At 66.3% G+C, this 21,937-nt stretch carries 23 protein-coding genes and 1 tRNA gene; 8 read left to right on the top strand and 16 right to left on the bottom strand.

The window, feature by feature from the left end:
- Nucleotides 1-26: 26 nt before the first annotated feature.
- Nucleotides 27-767: a CAF17-like 4Fe-4S cluster assembly/insertion protein YgfZ gene (ygfZ, locus tag AC07M1_RS01740; RefSeq protein ID WP_495160846.1), complete on the top strand. Its 741-nt coding sequence runs from the start codon at nucleotides 27-29 to the stop codon at nucleotides 765-767.
- Between the two features lie 14 nt (nucleotides 768-781).
- On the opposite strand, the gene AC07M1_RS01735 is transcribed toward ygfZ, so the two are convergent.
- From AC07M1_RS01735 to dapF, 14 genes are all read right to left on the bottom strand, one after another.
- Nucleotides 782-1,342 (bottom strand): GNAT family N-acetyltransferase, encoded by a 561-nt coding sequence (locus AC07M1_RS01735; protein WP_495160845.1) that lies wholly within the window; start codon nucleotides 1,340-1,342, stop codon nucleotides 782-784.
- Between the two features lie 33 nt (nucleotides 1,343-1,375).
- Complete coding sequence (locus tag AC07M1_RS01730; protein WP_495160844.1) at nucleotides 1,376-2,212, bottom strand: AraC family transcriptional regulator; 837 nt, start codon at nucleotides 2,210-2,212, stop codon at nucleotides 1,376-1,378.
- Between the two features lie 55 nt (nucleotides 2,213-2,267).
- The gene (locus tag AC07M1_RS01725; protein ID WP_495160843.1) at nucleotides 2,268-2,960 is read right to left on the bottom strand and encodes a phytanoyl-CoA dioxygenase family protein; all 693 of its coding nucleotides are present in this window, start codon (nucleotides 2,958-2,960) and stop codon (nucleotides 2,268-2,270) included.
- A 70-nt stretch (nucleotides 2,961-3,030) separates the two neighbouring features.
- Entirely contained in the window at nucleotides 3,031-3,432 is a 402-nt protein-coding gene (locus tag AC07M1_RS01720; protein WP_495160842.1) for a GFA family protein, read from the bottom strand.
- A 197-nt stretch (nucleotides 3,433-3,629) separates the two neighbouring features.
- Complete coding sequence (locus tag AC07M1_RS01715) at nucleotides 3,630-4,760, bottom strand: OmpA family protein (protein WP_495160841.1); 1,131 nt, start codon at nucleotides 4,758-4,760, stop codon at nucleotides 3,630-3,632.
- A 109-nt stretch (nucleotides 4,761-4,869) separates the two neighbouring features.
- Nucleotides 4,870-5,370, bottom strand: a complete 501-nt coding sequence (locus tag AC07M1_RS01710) for a DUF2793 domain-containing protein (RefSeq protein WP_495160840.1) — start codon at nucleotides 5,368-5,370, stop codon at nucleotides 4,870-4,872.
- Between the two features lie 16 nt (nucleotides 5,371-5,386).
- On the bottom strand, nucleotides 5,387-6,718 hold the full coding sequence (locus tag AC07M1_RS01705; RefSeq protein WP_495162792.1) for a GTA baseplate fiber-binding domain-containing protein: 1,332 nt from the start codon (nucleotides 6,716-6,718) through the stop codon (nucleotides 5,387-5,389).
- A gap of 4 nt (nucleotides 6,719-6,722) precedes the next feature.
- Nucleotides 6,723-7,622 carry a phage portal protein gene (locus AC07M1_RS01700; RefSeq protein WP_495160839.1) on the bottom strand — a complete coding sequence of 300 codons (900 nt, stop codon included), beginning with the start codon at nucleotides 7,620-7,622 and terminating at the stop codon, nucleotides 6,723-6,725.
- Nucleotides 7,623-7,697: 75 nt separating this feature from the next.
- The gene (locus tag AC07M1_RS01695; protein ID WP_495160838.1) at nucleotides 7,698-8,366 is read right to left on the bottom strand and encodes a spermidine synthase; all 669 of its coding nucleotides are present in this window, start codon (nucleotides 8,364-8,366) and stop codon (nucleotides 7,698-7,700) included.
- Between the two features lie 66 nt (nucleotides 8,367-8,432).
- Entirely contained in the window at nucleotides 8,433-9,050 is a 618-nt protein-coding gene (locus tag AC07M1_RS01690) for a PilZ domain-containing protein (protein WP_495160837.1), read from the bottom strand.
- A gap of 255 nt (nucleotides 9,051-9,305) precedes the next feature.
- Nucleotides 9,306-10,361, bottom strand: a complete 1,056-nt coding sequence (locus tag AC07M1_RS01685; RefSeq protein WP_495160836.1) for a right-handed parallel beta-helix repeat-containing protein — start codon at nucleotides 10,359-10,361, stop codon at nucleotides 9,306-9,308.
- A 321-nt stretch (nucleotides 10,362-10,682) separates the two neighbouring features.
- Nucleotides 10,683-12,014: a DNA-packaging protein gene (locus AC07M1_RS01680; RefSeq protein ID WP_495160835.1), complete on the bottom strand. Its 1,332-nt coding sequence runs from the start codon at nucleotides 12,012-12,014 to the stop codon at nucleotides 10,683-10,685.
- The gene (locus AC07M1_RS01675; RefSeq protein ID WP_495160834.1) at nucleotides 12,011-12,526 is read right to left on the bottom strand and encodes a hypothetical protein; all 516 of its coding nucleotides are present in this window, start codon (nucleotides 12,524-12,526) and stop codon (nucleotides 12,011-12,013) included. The genes AC07M1_RS01680 and AC07M1_RS01675 overlap by 4 nt, the downstream gene beginning before the upstream one ends.
- A 642-nt stretch (nucleotides 12,527-13,168) precedes the next feature.
- Nucleotides 13,169-14,107 carry a diaminopimelate epimerase gene (dapF, locus tag AC07M1_RS01670; RefSeq protein ID WP_495160833.1) on the bottom strand — a complete coding sequence of 313 codons (939 nt, stop codon included), beginning with the start codon at nucleotides 14,105-14,107 and terminating at the stop codon, nucleotides 13,169-13,171.
- Between the two features lie 104 nt (nucleotides 14,108-14,211).
- Here dapF and AC07M1_RS01665 point away from each other — a divergent pair, with 104 nt between their 5' ends.
- Complete coding sequence (locus AC07M1_RS01665) at nucleotides 14,212-16,683, top strand: DUF2339 domain-containing protein (protein ID WP_495160832.1); 2,472 nt, start codon at nucleotides 14,212-14,214, stop codon at nucleotides 16,681-16,683.
- Here the strand turns inward: AC07M1_RS01665 and AC07M1_RS01660 are convergent.
- Nucleotides 16,668-17,147 (bottom strand): DUF6456 domain-containing protein, encoded by a 480-nt coding sequence (locus tag AC07M1_RS01660; RefSeq protein WP_495160831.1) that lies wholly within the window; start codon nucleotides 17,145-17,147, stop codon nucleotides 16,668-16,670. The genes AC07M1_RS01665 and AC07M1_RS01660 overlap by 16 nt on opposite strands.
- Before the next feature lie 89 nt (nucleotides 17,148-17,236).
- On the opposite strand from AC07M1_RS01660, the gene AC07M1_RS01655 reads away from it, so the two are divergent.
- Together AC07M1_RS01655 and AC07M1_RS01650 are read left to right on the top strand one after the other, a co-directional pair.
- Nucleotides 17,237-17,806 carry a helix-turn-helix domain-containing protein gene (locus tag AC07M1_RS01655; protein ID WP_495160830.1) on the top strand — a complete coding sequence of 190 codons (570 nt, stop codon included), beginning with the start codon at nucleotides 17,237-17,239 and terminating at the stop codon, nucleotides 17,804-17,806.
- 67 nt (nucleotides 17,807-17,873) lie between these two features.
- A complete protein-coding gene (locus AC07M1_RS01650) occupies nucleotides 17,874-18,236 on the top strand; it encodes a hypothetical protein (RefSeq protein ID WP_495160829.1) in 363 nt (120 codons plus the stop codon).
- Nucleotides 18,237-18,248: 12 nt separating this feature from the next.
- On the opposite strand, the gene AC07M1_RS01645 is transcribed toward AC07M1_RS01650, so the two are convergent.
- A tRNA-Val gene (locus AC07M1_RS01645) sits at nucleotides 18,249-18,324 on the bottom strand.
- A 99-nt stretch (nucleotides 18,325-18,423) separates the two neighbouring features.
- Between AC07M1_RS01645 and gltX the strand changes: the two genes are divergently transcribed.
- The 4 genes from gltX to ribD all read left to right on the top strand — a co-directional run bounded on the left by gltX (nucleotide 18,424) and on the right by ribD (nucleotide 21,934).
- Nucleotides 18,424-19,749, top strand: coding sequence for a glutamate--tRNA ligase (gene gltX / locus AC07M1_RS01640; RefSeq protein ID WP_495160828.1), 1,326 nt, complete (start codon nucleotides 18,424-18,426; stop codon nucleotides 19,747-19,749).
- Nucleotides 19,750-19,877: 128 nt separating this feature from the next.
- Entirely contained in the window at nucleotides 19,878-20,546 is a 669-nt protein-coding gene (locus tag AC07M1_RS01635; protein ID WP_495160827.1) for an energy transducer TonB, read from the top strand.
- 43 nt (nucleotides 20,547-20,589) lie between these two features.
- Entirely contained in the window at nucleotides 20,590-20,946 is a 357-nt protein-coding gene (locus AC07M1_RS01630) for a hypothetical protein (protein ID WP_495160826.1), read from the top strand.
- A 31-nt stretch (nucleotides 20,947-20,977) separates the two neighbouring features.
- Nucleotides 20,978-21,934 carry a bifunctional diaminohydroxyphosphoribosylaminopyrimidine deaminase/5-amino-6-(5-phosphoribosylamino)uracil reductase RibD gene (gene ribD / locus AC07M1_RS01625; RefSeq protein WP_495160825.1) on the top strand — a complete coding sequence of 319 codons (957 nt, stop codon included), beginning with the start codon at nucleotides 20,978-20,980 and terminating at the stop codon, nucleotides 21,932-21,934.
- The last annotated feature ends 3 nt before the right edge of the window (nucleotides 21,935-21,937 follow it).

Raw genomic sequence — 21,937 nt, 5'->3', positions numbered from 1 at the left:
CGCTTCCGGCGTCCTACCTGTTCGGCATGACAGAGACCAGCCAAGTTCGGGCCACCCTGCTCGCCGATCGTGCCCTCATTCGCGTTTCCGGGGAGGATGTGCGCGGCTTCCTGCAAGGGCTTGTAACGCAGGATCTCAACGCCGTGGCGCCCGATGCGCCGCAATGGGCTGGGTTGCTCACCGCGCAGGGCAAGGCACTCTTCGACTTCATCCTGTGGGATGACGGGGAAGCGATCCTGATCGATTGCGAGATGGAACAGCGCGAAGCGCTGATCCGGCGACTGTCGATCTATCGCCTGCGCCGGCCGATCGTGATCGAAGCGGCCGAAGGTGGCGTCCACTGGTCGGCCGATGCCGGGACGGGTTTCGCCGATCCGCGCCTCGCGGCGCTTGGCTATCGCTGGTTGGGAGAAGCGGGCGGCGAGGCCGCGATAGGCTGGCTCGAACATCGCCTGTGCCTTGGCGTGACCGAAGGCATCGCCGAACTCGGCCAGGACAAGACGCTCTGGCTCGAATGCAACGCGATCGAGCTCAACGGTGTGAGCTTCGGCAAGGGGTGCTATGTCGGCCAGGAGAATACCGCGCGGATGAACTGGCGCGCCAAGATCAACCGCCGCCTCGTCGTTGCGCCGCTGGGCGAGATGGGTGACCGCACTCGAGCGGCCTATCCCGACCTTGGCCTGATGGTCGAGCATCGGCGGGTCGAAGCACTGGGCGATGCGTTGATGCCAGACTGGCTGGCGGCGGCGCTTAGCGCGGAGCGCTAACGGATCTACTCCGGTCAGCCAGCAACTTCGGCGATCAGGCTATCCACCGTTTCGCTCGACAGCACAGGCGAGGTCAGAACGACCGAGGTCGCGACCTGCCGCGCTGGCACCTTCCAATAGGTTTCGAGAAGTGGGGCGATATCGCGCTCGCTCACGCGCGCGAAGCCATGCCGCTCATAGAAGCGGATCGCCCAGTCCGCCGCCGCCCATGTGCCGATCAGGATCGGCCGTTCGACGTCGTCGCAAAAGTATCGGAGCAGCGTTGAACCGATGCCGTGCCCCTGCCACTCGGGCAGGACATAGGCGTGACGGATGAGATCGACATTGTGCCGGCGCTGCACGCCCATCACCCCGATCAGCCGCCCGTGCGCGACGCAACCACTGAACATCACGCCATCGCTGAGTTCGGACAGCAACGCATCGCTCGACATATAGGGGTCGTGCCAGCGATCGGCCGGAATCACGCCACGATACGCCTCCGCTGCGGCGTTGATGATCGCGAGCGTTTCAGCGAGGTCGGCCAGATCACACCGCCGGATCACCACCTCTGTCGGTGTCTGGTCCTTCTTCCTCATCGTCTCAGCCCTCCGCTTCGCGCCGGTGCCGGGCTAGCGCGAATCCAAGGGCGCTTTCTTGAACGAAATTGCACGGCGTCGATGGGCCTGGGCATAGGCGCCCGGCGTGAAGCCATAACGGACAACGAAACTGCGGTGCATGTGGCTCTGATCGGCAAAGCCAGCCTCTGCAGCCGCGTCCGCCAACGTCGAGCCATCGCGGATTGATCTTCGAACGGCATCAAGGCGGCGTTGCACCACATAGCTGTGGGGGGTGAGTCCGGTCAGCCGCGAGAAGGCCCGCAACGTCTGGTAGCGGCTGAGACCGGCCAAGGCCGCGAGATCGGCCAGGGCGTGTGGGTCGGACGGTTTGTCATCGATCCGTTCGCGAACCTGCGCCAACCGATGTGGAATATTGGCGATCGGTGTCAGACCGATGCCCAACAGATGCCCAAAGAGCGACAGCAGCCGCTCTTCAAACGCTTCCTTCTCCTCGTCGCGCGCGATCGCCTGCCGGATCTCGACAAAGAGCCGGGCGAGGCGTGAATCGTCCACGACGGGCGCATGCAGCTCGCGTAGCGTACACTGCCCCTCTTCAAGATCGCTGATGGCGGCACCGACAGCGGCCTGCGAAAAGTAGAGCATCGACCAGGAGCGCGCGTTGCCCAGCGGAACGCCGTCGTGCAACTCGCCGGGGTTCACGGTGATGAGATTACCCTTGACCGCTTCCACCAGCCCGCGCCCGCTCCATGATCGCTGCGCGCCATGCGTGACCAACCCGACGCCGTACTCATCATGCGCGTGACGCGCGAACGAACGCCCCGAACACGCATCGACGGCGATGATCGCGCCGTCGCGAAAAGACCGGACGTGAAAGGTTTCGTGTTTCATTCGCCGCGCATCATGCGCGTCCGTCGCTGCGGTGCAATTCAAACCTCCGCGACGATCAGATCCCTGACCAAAGCAGGCCAGCCGGAAGCTCGAAGCCCGCATAGTCGACCTGCAGCACACGGCGAGTCCCGGGATTCAGTGCCGCTTCGGACGCATGCAGGATCGGCGTCGCATACACCCAGATGTCTGCCGCGCGCGCGGTGCAGACATGAACGCCGCACCGGGCAACGACAGCGTCGATCGCCTCCTCGCGGACGAGTCCGAAGCGATGTGATCCGGGCGCGATCAGCAAGGGCGCATTCTCTGCGGATACGTCGTCGAGATGAATGCGGATCGTCACCATCCGCTCGAGCAGGTCGAAGGGCGGCGCGACATGCAGCAGACCGGACTTGACCGTCCACGGACCAAAGCCGGGCACATCCCGACGTTCGCGCACGCAGATGGTACGATCCTGATGCCAGGCCAGCGACCAATTGGTTGCCGGGTTCTTGTCGAACAATATTGCGCGCACCGGGCGAGCTGCCGCGCCCGCGAAAGGCGCGATCAGCGTGCCGATCGCGCCGACTGGATCGAGCAATGTATTCAGTTCGGAAACGCCCCACAGCCGCAGGCCCGGTCGATCGCGGGCAAGCGGCACAATCGCGCGTTCGATCTCTCCCAGCACGAGCCGAGCCGCGCCGTCGAGCCGCTCCGCGCCATCAGCCGCAAAGCACATGGCATCGCCAGAAACCGAGTCGGTTTCGTGCACGGAGGGAGAGATCGGCATCGGCTCAGCTTGGCCGCCCTGTCCTGCTTTCTCAAGACGGGGGCCGTCGCGATCACCAGCTGTTACGGCCGTCGACCTGCTCGATCTTCACCGTCGAAATATCGAAATCGTCGATCAAACGAATGTTGATCGCGGCGATGCGGGTGGAAGGGAAGCTGTTCGGATCGCCGTTCTTCGGCGTCCCATCCGCATTGTACACCGATGCCCAATCCGGTGAATCGCCCCAGCTGCTGCTCCCGCACTGGCCGCAGAAATGGTGCTGGTTCATGCCACCGCTCGCGGAATAGATCTTGTCCGCTTCACCCGACAGGATCGTGATCGCGTCGGGCGGAAAATAGCTCCAGATCGCCCCGGTCTTGAAGCAATAGGTGCAGTTGCACTGCTTCGCTTCGGTCGGCGGATGCGGCAACGCGATCTTGGTGGCGCCGCAATGGCAGGTGGCGGTCAGGGTCATCGATGGTCGCTCCGTGGGGATTCGATGACGATGCTACATCAGGGGAATGTCAGGAAGTGGCAGCAGTCGATGACTGCCGGCAGAATCCTTGACCAACCGGAACCACGGACCTTGGCGTAACTTGCGCACAAAGAAAAAGGGAGGCTGGTTGCCCAGCCTCCCCAATTCTTGTCGATCCGCGGAGCGGACCGCGCGGCTTACATGCCCGAACCCGGACCGTAAGTGATTTCCACGCGGCGGTTCTGCAGCTCGCGGACGCCATCGGCGGTCTCGACGCGCGGACGGCTTTCGCCGAACGCTTCCGTGCTGATCGTGCCGTCGGCGATGCCGCGACCGGTCAGATACCCCTTCACGGAGTCCGCACGGCGCTGCGACAGACCGACGTTGTAGCTCGCCGAACCCGAACGGTCGGCGTGGCCCGCCAGCATGACCTGCGCGTTACCGCAGTTCTGGTATGCCGAGATCGCATTGTCGAGAATGCCGGCAGCCTCAGGCGTGATGTCCGACTTATCCCACTCGAAGAACACGATGTACGGTCCAGGAGTGCAAGGGGTCGGCGGCGGCGGCGGCGGCGGCGGCGGCGGCGGCGGAGGCGGCACCTCGACCGGCGGCGGCGGCGGCGGCGGCGGCGGAGCTGCCGGTTCGCCGAAGTTGAAGGTCACGCCACCCAGGATGCTGTGCGAACGGAAGCGACCGTCGAACTGACGGCCGGTCACGTCGACCAGCTTGACGTTGTCGGCGTTGAAGAAGCGATACTTCAGCGTCACGTCGATGTTGTCGCTGATCGGCTGACGCAGACCGGCGAGAACCTGCCACGCGAACACGGTGTCCGAATCGTCGAGGAACGAACCGCGAGTGTTCAGACCATAATCGGCCTTGACGCGCGACACGCCCGCGCCACCACCGATGAAGCCCTGCACGCCATCGTCATCACCGAAATCGAGCAGGCCGTTGACCATGAAGCTCAGCGCCGACGACGAGCCGCCAGCATAGTCATAGTTGCCAGCCGGCGCGTTCACCAGCGCATTGGCCGCATTGTAGGCCGGCGTGGTCAGGGTCGAACGATAGGCATCGACGCCTGCACGACGATAGCTGACGTCCGCCTCGATGCGGAACGCACCGAGATCGTAGCCGATGACGCCGCCGACGTCCCAGCCATAGTTGTGGTCGACGGTGCCAGCAGCGGTCGCCGCGCCGATGTCGAAACTGATATCTTCGACGATCATCGCGCCGCCTTCGACGCCCACATACCACGCGTTGTCGCGGGCGAGGGCGGGCGTTGCGAGCGCGGTCGAAGCGAGTGCCAGTGTTACGGCAAGCTTCCGCATCATAAATCCCCTTTCTTGGTTGCCACTTCGGACAGCGCTAACTTCCTACCGTGCGGAAAGTTTCCGCGCAAGCGAACAAAATCAGGGGACTGTTGCCGGAACGTCACAGTCAGAGCGGGTCGATCAGGCCGTGACTTCGGAGCGCTCCAAGGATCGCCTCGATCGCCGTCCGTCCCTCGACATCCACCACAACGCCACCGTCGGGATCCTCGATCGCCGGCTCGCGCGGACCCACCACCGGCTCGCCGTCAATCTCGAGCCGCGTCGCAGTCAGCCGTCCGTTTCGCCACGCCCCCGCCGTAAAGCGCGCGCCCACCGCGTCGGCCGAAACCCACGCGGTCATGCCCTCGCGCGGTGCGATGAAACGCCACCCGCCCGCGGTCCAGACCGCCAGCGTCCGGGCCGCGCCCGCCCATTCTCCCGTGGGCGATTCGCCAACGATCCAGCATTGCCCCACCGCCGGGGCGGCCGGTGGCGCGTTGCCTCCCATCGCTTCGACGCAAGGCTGCATCAGCGCGTCCGCTATCGTCAGCGCTTCGTTGTGAAACAGTTCCTTCTGCGCCTGGCCGGGATACAGCAGGGGCAGCGCGAATCGCGCGGTTACGCTCATGGTCGTTGCTCCAATTCTAAAGGGTCAGCAAGGCGGGCGGCGACAGGCCGTGATCGCCGATTTGGCGAACCTCGATTCGCACCGGTCCGGCAAGACCGGCCGGCAGCGGCCGTTCGGTCACGGTCACCATATCCACCAGTTCGTCGCTCGCTGCGGGGATGATCCGCACGCGATACCGCTCGGCCTCTTCGCCCATCGGTACCTCGATTCCGTCCTGCCAACGCCAGCCGGTGCGGCTGCGCCGCGTCCAGTGAATCCGCGCATCTCCGCCCGCTGAGGTCTCGATTCGCAGGTGAACTGGAGCGGGCGGAAGGATCGACGCGCCACTAAGGTGGGCCTCGACCTCCACGCCATCGCCATCGGCGGGCGCGGTCCCCAGGATCGCCACGGTTGCGCCAATTCCCGCCACCCCGTCGCGTGTCGCGAGTGTCATGGGGTCAATCAGAACGAACCGGTCCCCCGCCACCGCCGTGCCGGCCGCCGCCTCCGTGCCGCGACGCCCGCGCCACAGTTGAGACAAGCGCCAACGATTGCTCCCCAGCGCTTCAGCCTCTCCGAACTGAAGCAGCTCGCCGCCAACCAGTGCCAGATTCGCGCCCGCATCGAGCCCCGCATCGTCCGCATCCGCCAGCATCATCTTGTCATGCGCCAGCGCGACGATGATCGCGTTGCGACGATCGACAATTGTGCAGTCGGCAGCCCCGCCCGGATCCTCGACGGTTCCGGCAGCCGCCGACGCGGCCGTAACGCCTGCAGGTTCCCAACGCGCGCCGCCATCGATGCTCACCGCAAGAGCCGCCAGCCGCCAGCCGGCACCGGTGCCGCACGCGGCGATCGACAGGCGCGGCGCGGCCAGGGCGCCTTCGCCCAGATGCGGTAGCTCGAACGCATGCAGGATTGTCGTCCCCGCCACGTCATCGGGCGCAGGCAGCACGCGTCCCGGCGTTGCTCGGGCGGGGAGCGGCGCCGATGCGATTCGCACCAGTTCCAACTTCACGGCCATCGTCTCCAGGTTCCAGTCGACGACGCGCCACTGTCCCGGCTCTCCGGCGATCCGAACGCGTGCGCCCAGCGCGTTCCACCCGGCCCGCACCATCCGTCGCTCCCGCTGCTGATCGGCTCGGGCTAGCGCGGCTTCGGCAAGCTGCTTGGCCGCTTCGGCGGCAAGCGCGGCGGGCAGTTCGATTATCGAGTCCCGATATCCCGCGCCCGGCCGCGTCGCGGTCTGTACCCCGGCCTGATAGTCGCGGGCCGGATCATAATGGCTCAACGTCACCCGTCGCGGCGTCCGGTCCGCGGTCGCAATCGCGCGATCGCCCGCCAGCCCCGTTCCCGCGCCGATATCCACAACCTCAACCGCGTCGCCGGTCCCGCGCAGCAGCTTCACGCCGCCGGCCAAGGTCGGCCAAGCCCCCAGAGCATCGGCAAGCGGTTCGATCACGCCGCGCTGCGATCCGCCATAGGCGGAAAAGCCATTGATCGGCACCAGTGCATCGCCACCGGAAACCCGCCCGCCCGAAACGGCGTCGACAATCGCCTCCGCCGCCACCGGCCCCGCGTCGGCGATCACCTCGAACGACAGTGAACCGCTCGAACTGCGCGGGCGCCAGCGCGCTGCCGTCGCCTGGGTCATAGACCAGCGCCCCGGACGGTCGCGCGGCATTGTCGAGCAGCGCCTTGTTCCAGCGCGTCGCCGCGTTGTGGATCGCCACCGCGCCGCTCGCCGCGCCCAGACACCCCAGCCCATAGTGATCGTCGACCGGACTGAACGCCTTCAGGTGGATCAGCTGCGACTGGCCCGCCGCATCCTCCGCCGCGATCCGGCTCACGCTCCCACCGACCCGATAGCGATAGGCGGCGGGCCAGCCGCCCGCGTCGGTCTCCACCGACACCCGCTCGGGCCGCAGGGCGAACAGCTCCGCCACCCCGCCGGCGCCATCGCCCAGGATCTGCACGAACGCGTTGCCGTGCAGCAGCAGTTGCGCCGCCAGCGTCGCGATCAGTTCCTGCCCCTGCGACCGCCCCTTCACCAGCGCCAGCAGCGCCGGGGCCGACGCTTCAAGCGGCGCGTCGGTCACGCCCTCGACGATGATCTTCACCGCGCGCTGCGCCACCGGGTTGGCGCAATAGCCCTCGCGCACCTGCGCCTCATAGCTTTGCGGCCATTCGCCCAGAACGCCCGCCGCGCCATGCGCACGCGTCAACACCGGACGCGACGCATCGCGCCCGGACTTCCGTCCGAACCAGTTCATGAAGATGTCTCCTGTGGTCGCCTCGCGGCGCTTGAGCGGCGCCAACCGGCACCGCATCCGCGTCAGCGGATCAAACTAGCGTCTTCCAAACCAGATCACGTGCCGCGGTCCCTTGCCGTTCTGGCGCGCGCGCACCGCCACTTCCTCGACGGCAAATCCAACCTCGCCCATCCGCCGCGCGAATTTCGGGTCCGGCCCCGCCGACCACACCGCCAGCACCCCGCCGGGCTTCAGCGCCGCCCGCGCCGCGCGCAGTCCGTCGAACGTATAGAGCCGGTCGTTCGCCAGCCGCGTCAGCCCGTCCGGCCCATTGTCGACGTCGAGCAGGATCGCGTCATAGGCGCCCCGCCCACGCGCGATCGCCGCGCCGACATCGCCCATCACCACCTCGGTGCGCGGATCGTCGAGGCATCCGGCGGCGAGCTCGGCCATCGGCCCGCGCGCCCAGTCGATGATCTTGGGCACCAGCTCGGCGACCACCGCCTTGCCCCCCGGGCCCATCAGCGCCAGCGCCTTGCGCAGCGTGAAGCCCATCCCGTACCCGCCGATCAGCACCGTCGCCGAAGCCGGCGCCGCCAGCCGCGCCAGCGTCATCTCCGCCAGCGCCTCTTCCGATCCGCTCATCCGGCTCGACATCAGCTCGTTGCGATCGAGCACGATCATGAAATCGTCGCCGCGCCGGAACAGCCGCAGCGGATCGCCGCCCGGCACCTCGGCCACATCGATCAGCTCGCGCGGGGTCATGGGTTCGTCCTCATCCCCGCCTCATAGCCCGCTTGCCGGACAGGGCCAGCGAAAGCCGCTCGCGCGTCAGCGTTCGCCAGGCAGGGTCTGCGCCCATTCGGCAAGGTCGGCGAGCGCGATCGCGGTCGAGAATTCGATGCCCACCCGGTCGCCCTTCATCCAGCGGACCCGGCCCGACAGCGCGTCCAGCCCCTCGACCGCCAGCTCGACCGCGGCGTCCGTCTCCATCGGCAGGTCGCTCTGGACCTTCGCCCCCTTCTGCGACAGGTCGATCAGGTCGACGACATGCCACATCGCCCCGACGCGCAGCCGCGCCCGGCGCTCGACCATCAGCCGGGGTCCGCGCGGCGTCTCGCGCTCGACGGGCAGGTGGTTCAGGTTGAGATAGTCGGCGACATCGATCGCCGCGTCGAAGGCGACGCCGGCATTGCGGTCCTTGACCCAGCAGATCTTGCCCGTGACCGGCTCACACCCCTTGGGCTCGACCCGCACCACGGTCCCCAGCGCGAACGGCGCATAGGTCTCCAGCATCAGCCCGCCCGCGCCGATGTTGCGGATCAGGCATAGATGCTGCGTGCCGTTCTCGACCACCACCCGCGCCACGCGGAACAATGTGGTGAACCGCGTACCAGAGCGTTGGTCGGGTATGGCGTTCCAGTCCGGCGCATCCGCGGAACCACGCACGAGCAATCTCCCGCGAGCAATCGATTACCGAAACAGGGAAAATGCTCGCCACCCCCATCCCGGCCCCACCCCTTCCTCATGCCTTTCCAGGGCTAACCAAAATTTGCGAAACATGATTAATATACACAGCATGTATGCGCTGCCTCTCGGCAGCGCATACAGAATAGAGACCGATTTGGTTCTACTCCCGCCTACGACACCGTCGGTGTCGCCGGACGGCGTCCCGGCCTTGTGAGCGCCAAGACTTGGCTGTTGCTAGTGTCCGATCAACCCATGTCCGGTGTCGCTGTGCAGGTCATCGATTAGAGCCTTCAGCCGCTGCGCCAGCTCGGAAAGTGTCACCGTGCCGGGATCGAAGCTGGCGCGCGAGGAGGCCCCTGTCGGTGGAGTCCAGCCAGTCCGACGCGCTTCCAGAACCTGCTCGGTCCCCACGTGATAGGTGCCATTGACGGAGAGCTCCCCATAGAATCGCGTTGCCTGGCCTGAAGCCAGCGAATTTTCATTCAGCACGATGTTCCTGGTTGCCGAAGCGCCGAAGAATGCCCGATGGTTTCCGTTTGGCGGGTCGAAGTAATTACCGGATTCGGTACATGCGAATGCTCCACCCGTATAGGTGATGCCGGTGGTCATCGACTCGAAACGGCATCCGCTGATCAATGTCGCGTGCCCGGAGTTGTAAATACCAGTTCCGCCATTGCTTTCAAAGGTCGTGTTTTCAATACGGATATTCTGGCAATTGTCGCCGATATAAACGCCAGTATTCCCTGAGCCCGGCTGGATGCGACAATCAGTCACGGTGTTGCTGTTACATCCACCTGCTGCGGTAAGTGAGTCATTGAACACGATGCCAGCTGCTAGATTGCCCATGTAGCAGCGATCAAAACTGTTGTAATAAGGCGATGAGCCTGTGCCCCCCGCTCCGAAGAAACAGATGGTTTTTGCGGCCGTGCCGTTCACCCAAACATCGACGAACTTCGAGAATGACATCGCGCTGAAGTCGACAACGCGCCTTTCAAAGGTCGTGTGCGATTCGCACAGTATCAAAGCGCGCGTCAGAGAGAAGTAATTAATTGCGGTTGCTCCAGCGGCGTGCCGAAACACCTCGATATCGCCGTCCGCCAAGATGGTCAGGTTACGGATTTCGAGAAACCTGCTTTGGTTCGGAATATTCAATGGCGCCGTGATGCGATACGTCTTTCCATTCCCGTCGAGAACTTCCCAGGACGGGTTTGCGTCTATCAGAGCCTGCATTTCGATAGTATCATCCCGAACGCCGTTGCCGGCAGCTCCGTAGTCGGTAAAGATTTTCATTGAACTTCCTTCTATAGAAGATAGATGACCATGATTATATAATTCCGCGCCATATCGTATGATCAAAATTTTGGCATCAGTCCCTGTAGTCGATGTATGCAGTGTTACTTGATCGAAATATGCTACTGAACTGCATCCACAACTTCTATGATACAAGTTATCTATTCGGCAGCTTTTGGCGTGACGCTACCTTCATGAATTGCACCTATTTTTATTATTATTGTATCATTACTGCGATAGGAACGACGGCTTTCGACCTGGTAACCAGCGTACCTCCGATATGACGCCGATATCGATCCGCTCGCGGCGGTCCGGTTCACCTCACCCCAGCCCGCGCACCTTCACCGCGCGCTTGCGTCCCAGCATCAGTTCGGTCAGCGCCCAGACCAGCGCATCCGCCCGGTCGGGCGATCGCCCCGGCCCTTCATAGCTGCCGCCCATCGACAGGCCGCACAGCTCGTCCTCCAGCGCGGGGAAGCGCCCGGCATGCTTGACCCGCCCGGCCTCGTACAAAGCCGCCACCGGTTCAGCGCGCGCGACCTTGCCGTGGCTGGCATGGACCAGCTTCAGCGGCAGTGTGACATCGGCCGCGCGCAGCACGCTGCGCACCATGTCGCCGCCCTGGTTCTTCTCGGCCACGACCTTGTCGGCGCCATGCTTCGCCGCGCATGCGGCGACCGCGCGCGCCCAGCCCTCGGGGGACAATCCCTTCACGCTGGCGTCGGCGATGACATGGCCGATATCGGCGGCATCCAGCGCCACCGCGACGATCCCGCACGCGTCGCCCTCCGCGCTGGCCGGGGGATCGACCGCCACCACCACTCGCACCACGTCTTTGGGCTTCTTTCCTCGGCACGCCTCGATCATCGCACGCGGCCACAGCGCGCCCGCCACCTCGTCGATCAGCTCGCCATCCAGCTCCTGCCGGCCGAGCCGCGTGCCGCCATATTCGGCCTCCATCGCCTCGATGAAGCTCGCGGGCAGGTTGGGATTGTCCCGTGTCCGCCCACGCGTCTCGACCGTGCCGGGCAATGCCATCACCCGCCGCATCAGCCGGGTCGGTCGCGGCGTCGTCGTCACCAGCACGCGCATATCCTCGCCCGCGCGCAGCCCCAGCATCAGATTGTCCCACACCGTCTCGCCATGCCGCCACTTGCCGAGCTCGTCGCACCAGGCGGCGTGGTGCTCGGGGCCGCGCAGCCGCTCGGGCGCTTCCGCCGAATAGACGAACCCCTTGGCGCCGGACGCGAACTCCACCTCACCCACACTCGGGCGCCAGTGCACCCGCTCACCGTCATGCGCGATCGCGATCAGCCCGCTCGGGCCTTCGATCATCACCTTGGCGACGTCGTCCCCACTCGCGCCGACCAGCGCGATGCGCCCATCCTTGTTGCGCCGCGCCCAGTCGCTCACCCATTCGGCGCCCGCGCGCGTCTTGCCGAAACCGCGCCCGGCCCGGATCAGCCACACCCGCCAGTCGCCCGGCGGCGCCATCTGCCCGCCATGCGCCCAGGCATCCCATCGCTCGCGCAGCTCGATCTGCTGCATCCGGGTGATGCGCGACAGCACCCGGTTCCGGTCCACCGTTCTCAGCAGCGCCAGCCGCTCGGTCGCGTTCTGCGGAATCGGTTCGCCCGCTTCCTCCTCGCTCACGATCTCCGGCCGCTTCCGCGCAGCCTGCGCTCAAGCGCGTCGAGCTGCTTGGTGAGCGCCGCGTCGGTCTCTTCCGGAGTCGGGCGGGGGCCGCGCTTGGTCACCGGCTTGCCGTCCACGGTCTGGCGATGCTTGGTCAGCAGCGCCATCGCCAGCTGCAGCCCGCCGGCGGTGACCAGGTCCGGCGCCGCGGCATCCCCCGCCGCCTCGACCGCCTCGCCGATATCGATCGCATTCACCCCGATCAGCGCATGTTCCAGCAGCGCGATCTCCAGCCGCTCATAGCCCAGTCCCAGCGCCTCGGCCCATAGATCGCCGAACGCCGGGTCACGCTTGCGCAGCTGATACACGCCGCTCGGCGTCATCCCGGCCGCCGCAGCCGCTGTCTTGACGTTGCACGTCCCGGCCAGCGTCGCCAGGAACAGCTCGCGCTTGGCCTTGGTCCACCCGGTGGCCGCCACGTGCCGTTTCTGGATCGGGCGCCGGTATCCTGGCTCCAACTTCTCCGTCATGATCCGCTCCTGCAAAACAGAAACGGGCCGGATGCGCCCCGGCCCGATCGAAACGCCCAAGGCGAACGGGCCGGCAGCGCGCCATGGCGCGCCAGCCCGTTCGCTGCGAATCCGGCGATGCGCCCCAGAGCCGCCCGCTCCCGCATCCGCCCGACTCGCAATTCTTCAGCGTTCTTGTTTTGTACCTAAACAGCGTGACGATGTCAAGCACATTTTACCCATTTGGTTCGTTGTGGTCGAGGATCCTGGTTCCCCCGCGCTTTCCGCCACCGGGCAGGATACTTCGGCGGCTGGCACAAGCCGCCGCCTCTTGCTTGCACGCTAAACACGCGGTTCAACGACCGTTCACATGCCCAGCAACAGCATGCGATGGGCATAATAGGGGGTATCGCATCGTGAAGCCTTCGATCCGACCACTGCTCGCTCCGGACCCGCCAGCCGCGCGGTCGACCGGAACACGCTGATCCGTGCAAATGGCGAGCAATGCCGCCTCAATTCGCTGGTCCAGCTTCCCGGCAATCCGCCGGCGACGGAACGGGACCGCGAAGCGCACCCTCCCCGTTCAGGCGGGCTGAAACCACGCAGTACCGCACCCAGAAGCTGTCGCTCTAGCGATCGGCGGTCCGCGCCCCGGCCGGACCGCTAGCCGCGCACCGCCGCCCAGGCCGCGATCTCGTCCTCGCGCCGCCGGGTGACGGTCAGTTCGCCCAGCACGCCGGTCGCCGGGTCGATCTCGATCTCGGCATCCCATTCGAACGTCGCGTTGCCCGCGATCGTCACCGCGTCGCCGCCTTCGGGACCTTCGGCGCGGGTGCGGACGCGGCCCCCGGGATTGTGGACGGTGATCCATTCGCCGAACGGGATGCGGCCGGTCAGCCCGGCGACATGCGTCGCCGCGCCCATCGCGGTGCCGCACGCGTTGGTCAGGCCGACGCCGCGCTCATAGGTATGGACGAACAGGCCGTCGGGGCGCCGCTCGACGAAGCTCACATTGGCGCGGTCGGCCAGCAGCGCCGGGCCCGCTTCGCACCAGTCGCCCAGCGCGGTCAGCTCGGCGACGTCGATCGCGTCGACAAAGGTGATGAGGTGCGGGTTGGGCATGGCGACCGCGGTGAAGGCGCGCTCGCTCGGCAGGCCGGGCACGCGGGCCTCGATCGCCGGCGCGGCGACATGGATCCCGGCCGCGACCGGGTCGGTCGATGCCGGGCCGACGGTGGTGCGTACGGTATAGACGCCCGGCGCCAGCTCGGGGTCGTGCGCGACCTGCGCGTCGCTGGTCTTCAGCCTGACCGCCGCCGCTTCGATCCCCAGCGCCTCGAACCCCGCGCGCGCGGTGCAGCGCAGGCCGTTGAGGCAGGTCTCGGGGATCGATCCGTCGGCATTGACCACCATCTGTGCGAATGCCGCGCCGCCATTGGCTTCGCCCAGCAGCAACAGCCCGTCGGCCCCGACCGGGCCGGCGCGGTCGCACAGCGTGCGGGCGACGCGTCCCCACTCGGCGTCGGTCAGCCGGAGCGTCCGGGCATCGAACAGGGCGAAGTCGTTCCCCGACCCGTGGCATTTGGTGAAGGTCAGCCGCATGGTTCCGCATCTAGGCGCACTGGCGCGACGCGCAACCGCAGATCGGCTTGGCCCACATATAGCGGGGCTGGCGCCACCGCGTTTCTGCTGCGACAAGCGGGGGGATGGAGGGCATCCTTTTCCTTGCGATCGTGGTGCTCGGCATTGTCGCCGCGGCGCAGGGCCAGCGGCTGAAACGGCTCGCCCGCCGGATCGAACGGTTGGAGCGCGATCCCGTAGCGGTCCTTCGCGAACCCGTGGCGGCACCGCTCGCCCGGCCGGAACCGGAGCCTGCACCCGCTCCCGAGCCTGCCGTCGTCGCACCGCAGCCGAAGCCGGAACCCGCACGGGGTCCTGGCCTGGAATCACTCATCGGCGCGCGGCTTCCAGTCTGGATCGGCGCCATCGCGCTCGTCGCCGCGGGCTTCTTCCTCGTCCGCTACTCCATCGAAATCGGCCTCCTCACCCCCTCCGTCCGCACAAGCATGGCCGCCTTGTTCGCCGTGCTGCTGGTGGGGAGCAGCGAAGCAGCGCGACGCCTGCCTGCAACGCGGGAGGATCCGCGGATCGCCCAGGCGCTGGCCGGTGCCGGTATTGCCAGCGCCTATGGTACGCTCTACGTCGCCGCCGCGCTCTACCATCTGATCGCACCGCTTCCCGCCTTCACACTGATGGTTGCCGTCACCGGGCTCGGCCTCGGGCTGGCATTGCGCCACGGCCCGCCAACCGCTGTTCTCGCACTCGCCGGCGGGTTTCTCGCTCCCCTGGTCGCAGGCTATGACGCTGCAGGAATTGGCGCGCTACTGATCTACCTCGCGCTGTTCACCACGGCGCTGTTCGGCCTGGCGGTTCATCGCGGCTGGGCATGGCTCGCGATCGCGGCCACAACCCTCGGCTTCGCATGGATCAGCTTCTTGCTTTTCGCACTCGGGGCGAGCGAACTCAGCGCGCCCGCAGCATTCGTCGTACTGCTCGCGATCGGTGCCTGCCTCGCCTTCCCCCGCGCCGGAATTGCATCGCCCTGGCTTCGCCTCGCGCCACTGGTTGCCGGGCTTGTCCAACTCCTTTTGTTTGCCCCTGCGCTCGACTTTTCGGCACTCGCCTGGGCACTCTATCTGACCCTCGCCGCGGCGGCGCTGGCTCTTGCTTGGCGCGACAACGCCTATCTGCCGGGCGCACTGGCGGCGCTGACGCTCACCCTCCTTCTGCTCACAATCGGTCTCGCCCAACCGCAAATGGGCACCGGCTGGGCCGCCGCGATCGCTGCGGCCTTCCTCTTTGCGGTACCGGGCCTGACATTGCTTCACCGCGCGCGCATTTGGGCTGTCGTCGCCCTAGGCGGCATCGCGGGTCCGCTGCTGCTTGCCAACGCAATAGATCCGGCCCGTATTGTCGAGTGGCAATGGGCCGCGCTCGAGCTTCCCGCAGCCGCCCTTGCCGGCTGGGTAAGCTGGCGCCGTCGCCAGGCGACCGGCCAGCGTGATCCCGGCCTGATCGGTGGCGCGAGCTTGGCTGCGATCCTTGCCGGCACCGCACTGGGCCAGCTGACAGGTGCCGACTGGATCGCGATCCCCTTCGCAGTCATCGCACTGGCACTTGGCTGGTGGGCACGCCGCACAGGCGACCCCCAGATGCGAACGCTTCCCATCCTAGCGCTTGCCGCGATCCTGATCGCCGGAATCATGCCGCTCGCAGACTACATTACGTTGATCGCCGGCTCCGCCAGCGGTGCGCATCTGCCCTATCTCGAACTTCCCGACCTGACCGAAGCGCTACGCCATTTGCTGCCGGCGCTCGTCGCCGCCATCTTGCTTCTTGTCGACCCTGAGCAGTTCGGTCGCCTCCGCCCGGCGATCCTCGCTGGCGCCATCGCACTTGGGCTGATGCTGCTCTACCACCTCGCCAAGCTACCGCTCGCCATCGCCGACGAAGCTCGCTTCGCCGACTGGGGTTTCATCGAGCGCGCCGTCATCACCCAGGCATTGCTTGCCGGCGGCTGGTTGAGCGTCCGCCGCGCGCGCCTTCCCGCACTCGGCCTCACCCTGTTCGGTCTTGGCCTGGCCCGTATCATCTGGTTCGATCTGCTGCTGCTCAACCCCGCCCTTGTCGCGCAGCATGTGGGGGGCATCCCACTCCTCAATGCCGCGCTCTTCCATTTCGGGCTTGCCGCCGTCTGGACGTGGAGCTTCGCGCGTCAGCCCATCTGGCGATATCTCGGCATCGGCTTGACCTTCATATCGCTCGTCGCGGCGGTACGTGAGGCCGCACACGGCACACTCCTCACCGGTCCCGTCACCACAAGTGAGAATTACGGCTACTCCGCCGCATTCCTGTTGCTTGCGCTTGCCTGGCTCACGCTGGGGATCCGTAGCGGTGCACGCGACCTGCGCCTGGCCGGCCTCGCTCTGCTCACCCTCGTCACGTTCAAGGTCTTCCTGATCGACGCCGCCGCCCTGGACGGGTTGCTCCGCATCCTCTCTTTCCTCGGGCTTGGTATCGCGCTGATCGGCATCGGCTGGGCGTATAGCCGATTCCTCGGCACCACGCCCAAGCCCGCTTCCCCCGCGTCCGGACCCACGAGTCACGCCAACCCATAGTGACTCGCGACCCGATCGAGCGCGAGCGTCAGGACCAGGCGCCCCGCGCGCACCGGCCAGCCCAGCGCCTTCTCCGCCACCGGCACCGTTTCGCCGGCACAGATCACCCGCCATAATATGTCGGCCAGCCCCGGCCCCGCTGCCGCCACCGCCGCGTCGAATCGCCGCTTTGCGGCGATCTGCGCGATCGTGGGGTCCAGCCCGCCATGCGGCATTCCGCCACGGCGAGCGGCGGGTGCCGCATCCCAGCGCATCGTTACGCGCGGGCCGAGTGCCGCCATTTCATAGTCCTCGCGCAGCCGCTCCCCCGCCTCGAACTGCCGACCATCCACCAGGCCCCGGGCGCGCAGCCAGCCCAAAGGTGATTCGGCAAGGTTCACGGTTACCCGCCGCCCGGTCTTGCGTGCCGGCGCGTTGCGGATCACAAACCCATCCTCGATCGACCGTTCTGCCAGCTCGCGCATCCGCCTCTCCCAAATTGCCGAATCATGCTTGCCATATCGTCACGCTTGTAGGAAAGTGTTTTTACCATATTGGTTATCTGGAAGGCGCCATGATTACAGCCATTCGTGAAGTCCGCCGTGCCAAGGGCCTGACTCTGGAAGAGGTGGCGCTGCGCTGCGTGCCCCCCACAACGGCCCAGACCATCGGTCGGCTCGAAACCGGCACGCGCACCGTCTCGGTGGCCTGGCTCAATCGTATCGCCGGGGCGCTGGCCGTCGATACGGCTGATCTCGTGCGCCTTCCCGATCGGCCCGATATCCCCGTCGCCGCCACACTCGATGCCGCCGGCGCACAGGCGTTACGCCGTCCAGCGACCGTCACCCCGCCGCATGCCGAGGCGGATCTGGTCGCCGTCACCGTCAGCGGCGGCATCGGCGATTATCGGGCGGGAGATGCCATCTGGTGCCGTCGCCTCGCCCCGGACGCCTTTGCCTCGGCACTGAACCGCGACGTGCTGATCCCGCGTCCGGCCGGGCGCTTTCTGTTCGGCCGGCTGATCGCCTATGAAGGGGAAGGTGGCCGTCTCAACATCCTGCCGCTGGGTCCCGGCGCGCGGCAACAGGTGGTGGCGGATCCGCCCTGGATCGCCTGCGCCGTCCAGCTTGTTCGCCAACTCTAGCAAGCGCTTGCGAAGCGCGCCGCACAGGCGCATGCTCTCTCCTGTTCCTGTAGGGGAGGGATGCAGCATGAAACTTCTTGCCGGTCTCGGGGGGCTGATGCTTGTGGCGTCACCTGCGCTTGCCGAGGATTGGGACTTCATTCTTACCAACGCGTCGGGCAAGCCCATCAAGACGATTGAGCTCGCGCCCGCGGGCACCACGGACTGGAAACCCCAGACCGTCGATGCGGAAACCAAGCCCGAGTCGATGATCAAGGTGAATGCGCGAACCACAGTCCGGTTCGACAAGGCGGAAAAACAGTGCCGCTACGACATCAAGGCGACGTTCGAGGACACGACGACGCAGGTGTGGGCCGCCATCAATGTCTGCGACAACAGCTACATCACGCTGAAGCTCGCCAACGGCAAGGCGTCGTTCACCGTCAACTGAGCCGGTCTGGAATGGTGGGCGCTGACGGGCTCGAACCGCCGACCCTCTCGGTGTAAACGAGATGCTCTACCAACTGAGCTAAGCGCCCGGCGCATGGCCGTTGGCGCTCCGATAGGCGGGTTCCGCGCGCAGGTAAACCGGGTAGAGATGATTTCGCGCGCCCGCGAAATCGGCTAGCGGACATGGCATGACCGTCGTCACCCGTTTCGCCCCCAGCCCCACCGGCCGCCTTCATGTCGGCAATATCCGCACCGCGCTCCACAACTGGATGTGGGCACGCAAGAGCGGCGGCCGCTTCCTGCTGCGCATCGACGACACCGATGGCGAGCGGTCCCGTGAGGAGCACGTCATCTCGATCCGCGACGATTTGTCGTGGCTCGGCCTCGTCCCCGATGGCGAGGAACGTCAGTCGCAGCGTTTCGATCTTTATGAGCGCCGCTTCGCCGAACTGGCTGCGGCCGGCCGGGTCTATCCGGCCTATGAGACTCAGCAGGAACTGGATCTCAAGCGCAAGATCCTGCTCGGCCGCGGTCTGCCACCGGTCTATGATCGCGCCGCGCTCACGCTCACCGAAGCCGATCGCACCCGGCTCGAAGATGAAGGCGTCCACCCGCACTGGCGCTTCCGTCTCGATCATTCGGCGCCGATCGAATGGCATGACCTGATCCGCGGACCCCAGCGTTTCGATCCGGCGACAATGAGCGATCCGGTCGTGCGCCGCGCCGACGGCTCGTGGCTCTACCTGCTCCCTTCGGTGATCGACGACATCGACATGGGCATCACCCATGTCGTGCGGGGTGAGGATCATGTCTCGAACACCGCCGCGCAGCTGCAGATGTTCGACGCGCTCGCCGCCACGCCGCCCGCCTTCGCGCACGAAGCGCTCCTGACCGGATCGGAGGGCAAGCTCTCCAAACGCCTCGGTTCGCTCGGCGCCGATCATTTTCGCGAGACGGGAATCGAGCCGAAAGCGATCGTCGCCTTGCTCGCCCGGCTCGGCACCAGCGATCCGGTCGAGCCGCAGACGGATATCGCGCCGCTACTTGCCAGCTTCGATTTCGCCCGCTTCGGCCGTGCGCCCGCGCGCTTCGACGAAGCCGAACTCGCCCAGCTTAACGCACGCATCCTGCATCAGCTCGACTATGACGCGGTCGCGCCGCGCCTGCCGCTCGGCATGGACGCGGCCGGGTGGGGCGCGATCCGTCCCAATCTCGCGACCCTCGCCGAAGCCGCCGACTGGTGGCAGGTGGTCGAGGGACCGGTCATCGCAACAGCCGATCCGGAAGACACCGCATTCCTGGCCCAGGCCGCACAGGTCGCCGCGAGCCTCGACTGGTCGCAAGACCCGTGGCACGCCCTCACCGCCGCGCTCAAGGACGCCACGGGGCGCAAGGGCAAGCCATTGTTCCTCCCGCTCCGCCGTGCGCTCACCGGGCGCGATTCGGGGCCGGACATGGCCGCCTTGCTCCCGCTGATCGGTCGCGATCGCGCCATCGCCCGGCTCCGCGCCTAGCAATCGCCCTCAACGGGTTAGTCGTGCGGGCCCTTTGTCCATGATACATAATCACCTTGACCCTGAAATGTTATGATATATCCTTGTATCGACTCGACCAGGACAGGCCGAGGACAAGGAGAGCAGCCATGTATGCCAATCGGTATCACTCCACCGCGTCGCGCCCGGCCGGGGCCGGCGGCGCGCTCCTGATCAGCGGAGCAATGATCCTCGGACTCTATTTTGCCGGCCCGAAGATCGTCCCGGGCGATTTGCTTGATCCGCCGATCAAGACAAAGAACATCCCGATCGACAAGCCGGTACCGCCCGATCCCAAGCCCAAGCCCAAAACCGATCAGCGCAAGGCGGTCACGACTCCGTTGCCGCACACGCCGGACCCGATTGTCGATCTCAACACCGACACCAGCGGCATCACCGGCACCCATGTAATCACCCCGGTCACGCCGCCCCCCCCTGGCCCCATCGGCCCGATCGGCGGCGGCACCGTTGTCGATCCTCCACGCCCGCCGGTGATGGTCGCCCCCTCGGTCGATCCGCGCTTCGCCGATGCGCTCCAGCCGCCCTATCCGCCCGCGGAGATTCGCAATGGGACCGAAGGGAATGTCACCGCCCGCGTACTGATCGGCACCGATGGTCGGGTAAAGGCGATCGACATCGTCAAGAGCCCCAGCGATCGCCTGTCCGAAGCGACGCGCAAACACGCGCTCGCCCGCTGGCGCTTCAAACCGGCGACGCGTGACGGCGTGCCGGTCGAGGGATGGAAGACGATGACGCTGCGTTTCCAGATCGTGGAATAAGCAGGACTGGTCCCGGCCGCGCGGCACGCCTATCTTGCGCACCATGTTCTTTCTTCGGCGCAACAAGCATGTCTCGTCGGTCGGGCCGCTTCAGGACCTGCGCGCGGTCCTGCGCATCCGTCACGGCTATCAGTTCTGGTTCCTGCTCGCCTCGTTCGCGACCACTGCCCTGATCCTCACCGGCTTCTATCTCGATTCCTATTTCGAGCGCCCGTACAAGCGCGAGATCATCTACGTTCAGAACTGGCGCGCCGACCGCACGCTGGATGAAATCATCGCCCAGCAAAAGGTCGACGAGGAAGCCCGGCTCAAGCGCGAGGCCGAAGCCAAGGTCAAGGCCGAGAAGAAGCGCCTCGAATACAAGAAGGTCGACGATCAGCTGAAATCCTGGGGCCTGTGACCGCATGCCCCCCGTGAAAGATTTTCGCTGGATGGACGCCGCGCTGACGCTGGCGTCGCGCGGCCAGGGCATCACCGCGCCCAACCCCAGCGTCGGCTGCGTGATCGTCGGCGATGGTCATGTCGTCGGTCGCGGCTGGACCCAGCCCGGCGGGCGTCCCCATGCCGAGGCGATGGCGCTCGAAGAAGCCGGTAGCGCCGCTCGCGGTGCTACCGCCTATGTTACGCTCGAACCCTGTGCCCATGAATCCGCGCGCGGTCCCGCCTGTACCGATCTGCTGATCGCGGCAGGGGTCGCCCGCGTCGTCATCGCCTTGCGCGATCCCGACCCCCGCACCGACGGCAAGGGCATAGCCCGACTTGGCGAAGCGGGGATCGAGGTCGCGACCGGCGTGCGCGACGCCGAGGCGCGCAGCGCCATCGCCGGCTTCCTGACGCGCCGGTTCAAGGGGCGGCCCTATGTCACGCTCAAGCTCGCCACCTCGCTCGACGGCTGCATCGCGCTTGGCAACGGCGAAAGCCGCTGGATCACCGGGCCGGAGGCGCGGGCGCACTCGCATCTCGAACGTGCCCGGCATGAGGCGATCCTGATCGGCCGCGGCACGCTGGAAAGCGATTCTCCGAAACTGAACGTGCGCCTGCCCGGCCTCGAATCCCGCGCGCCACGCCGCGTGCTCCTGTCCGCGCGCACCGCCGACGACTGGCATATGATCTCCCAGCCATCGGCCATCGCGACGCTTGTCGGGGTCGATTATCTGATGATCGAGGGTGGCGCGATGACCGCCGCCACCTTCCTGCGCGCCGATCTGGTCGATCGCCTGCTGCTCTACCGCGCGCCGGTACTGCTCGGGGGCAAACCGGGCATCGGCGATCTCGGCCTCACCGAACTTGCCGGCGCGCATGGCAGCTGGCGCCTCACCGATACGCGGATGCTTGGCAGCGACCGGCTCGAGGTCTACGAGCGCGCCAGCAATCGGGATTCAGAATAACGG

The organism is Sphingomonas sp. GW821-FHT10C01, assembly GCF_059415525.1.
This window is presented reverse-complemented; position numbering and strand designations above follow the sequence as displayed.

What these genes read in the sequence shown, in the direction of transcription:
- ygfZ (WP_495160846.1), top strand. Translation starts at nt 27, where the DNA reads ATGACAGAGACCAGCCAAGTTCGGGCCACCCTGCTCGCCGATCGTGCC.
- AC07M1_RS01735 (WP_495160845.1), bottom strand. Translation starts at nt 1,342, where the DNA reads ATGAGGAAGAAGGACCAGACACCGACAGAGGTGGTGATCCGGCGGTGT.
- AC07M1_RS01730 (WP_495160844.1), bottom strand. Translation starts at nt 2,212, where the DNA reads ATGAAACACGAAACCTTTCACGTCCGGTCTTTTCGCGACGGCGCGATC.
- AC07M1_RS01720 (WP_495160842.1), bottom strand. Translation starts at nt 3,432, where the DNA reads ATGACCCTGACCGCCACCTGCCATTGCGGCGCCACCAAGATCGCGTTG.
- AC07M1_RS01715 (WP_495160841.1), bottom strand. Translation starts at nt 4,760, where the DNA reads ATGCGGAAGCTTGCCGTAACACTGGCACTCGCTTCGACCGCGCTCGCA.
- AC07M1_RS01710 (WP_495160840.1), bottom strand. Translation starts at nt 5,370, where the DNA reads ATGAGCGTAACCGCGCGATTCGCGCTGCCCCTGCTGTATCCCGGCCAG.
- AC07M1_RS01700 (WP_495160839.1), bottom strand. Translation starts at nt 7,622, where the DNA reads ATGAACTGGTTCGGACGGAAGTCCGGGCGCGATGCGTCGCGTCCGGTG.
- AC07M1_RS01695 (WP_495160838.1), bottom strand. Translation starts at nt 8,366, where the DNA reads ATGACCCCGCGCGAGCTGATCGATGTGGCCGAGGTGCCGGGCGGCGAT.
- AC07M1_RS01685 (WP_495160836.1), bottom strand. Translation starts at nt 10,361, where the DNA reads ATGAAAATCTTTACCGACTACGGAGCTGCCGGCAACGGCGTTCGGGAT.
- AC07M1_RS01675 (WP_495160834.1), bottom strand. Translation starts at nt 12,526, where the DNA reads ATGACGGAGAAGTTGGAGCCAGGATACCGGCGCCCGATCCAGAAACGG.
- dapF (WP_495160833.1), bottom strand. Translation starts at nt 14,107, where the DNA reads ATGCGGCTGACCTTCACCAAATGCCACGGGTCGGGGAACGACTTCGCC.
- AC07M1_RS01665 (WP_495160832.1), top strand. Translation starts at nt 14,212, where the DNA reads ATGGAGGGCATCCTTTTCCTTGCGATCGTGGTGCTCGGCATTGTCGCC.
- AC07M1_RS01660 (WP_495160831.1), bottom strand. Translation starts at nt 17,147, where the DNA reads ATGCGCGAGCTGGCAGAACGGTCGATCGAGGATGGGTTTGTGATCCGC.
- AC07M1_RS01655 (WP_495160830.1), top strand. Translation starts at nt 17,237, where the DNA reads ATGATTACAGCCATTCGTGAAGTCCGCCGTGCCAAGGGCCTGACTCTG.
- AC07M1_RS01650 (WP_495160829.1), top strand. Translation starts at nt 17,874, where the DNA reads ATGAAACTTCTTGCCGGTCTCGGGGGGCTGATGCTTGTGGCGTCACCT.
- gltX (WP_495160828.1), top strand. Translation starts at nt 18,424, where the DNA reads ATGACCGTCGTCACCCGTTTCGCCCCCAGCCCCACCGGCCGCCTTCAT.
- AC07M1_RS01635 (WP_495160827.1), top strand. Translation starts at nt 19,878, where the DNA reads ATGTATGCCAATCGGTATCACTCCACCGCGTCGCGCCCGGCCGGGGCC.
- AC07M1_RS01630 (WP_495160826.1), top strand. Translation starts at nt 20,590, where the DNA reads ATGTTCTTTCTTCGGCGCAACAAGCATGTCTCGTCGGTCGGGCCGCTT.
- ribD (WP_495160825.1), top strand. Translation starts at nt 20,978, where the DNA reads ATGGACGCCGCGCTGACGCTGGCGTCGCGCGGCCAGGGCATCACCGCG.